Origin of the sequence: Hungatella sp. SL.1.14 (assembly GCF_024460495.1) — a bacterium.
Taxonomy (GTDB): domain Bacteria; phylum Bacillota; class Clostridia; order Lachnospirales; family Lachnospiraceae; genus Hungatella; species Hungatella hathewayi.
In genome coordinates this window covers 1-428 of sequence record NZ_JANFYJ010000132.1, presented here as the reverse complement: position 1 = coordinate 428, position 428 = coordinate 1, and the positions used below count along the sequence as shown (strand labels likewise).

Below are 428 nucleotides of genomic sequence, written 5' to 3'. Positions count from 1 at the left end.
CGGATCCTCCAGATTCATATATACCGGAAGTTCCTCACAGGTAACACCATGATTATACCCCATTCCTCCGGAATGTACCAGATAGTGGCCGTCACGATAATATTCCACATTGGAAATATAGGATGAGAAGAAGTCATTCTTCCGCTCTTTTCCAAACTGCCATACCTGCTCAATCGTCATCCTCTCCGTATCTATGTGGTAGCGGACTCCTCTGGAGAAATTATCCCGGTTGAGCCTGTACTGCTCCTTATTCTTTGCCCTCCAGTGGCCATTGTCAAACAGCATAATATCGCCATCCGGAAGCATCATGCATGCGTGCTGTTCATACTGCCAGTCAAAGTCACCGCTGCCTGCCGTCGAAATACAAAAAAAGATGGTGTCAATTACCTGTTTCACATTAACGTCTCTCCGGCGTCAGACGATACGGG

At 47.2% G+C, this 428-nt stretch carries 1 protein-coding gene; it reads right to left on the bottom strand.

What is annotated here, in order from left to right; all coding sequences use genetic code 11:
• Nucleotides 1-396: aryl-sulfate sulfotransferase (locus NE473_RS30300; RefSeq protein ID WP_502802855.1), on the bottom strand; the 396-nt coding region annotated here is incomplete at its 3' end.
• Nucleotides 397-428 lie beyond the last annotated feature (32 nt).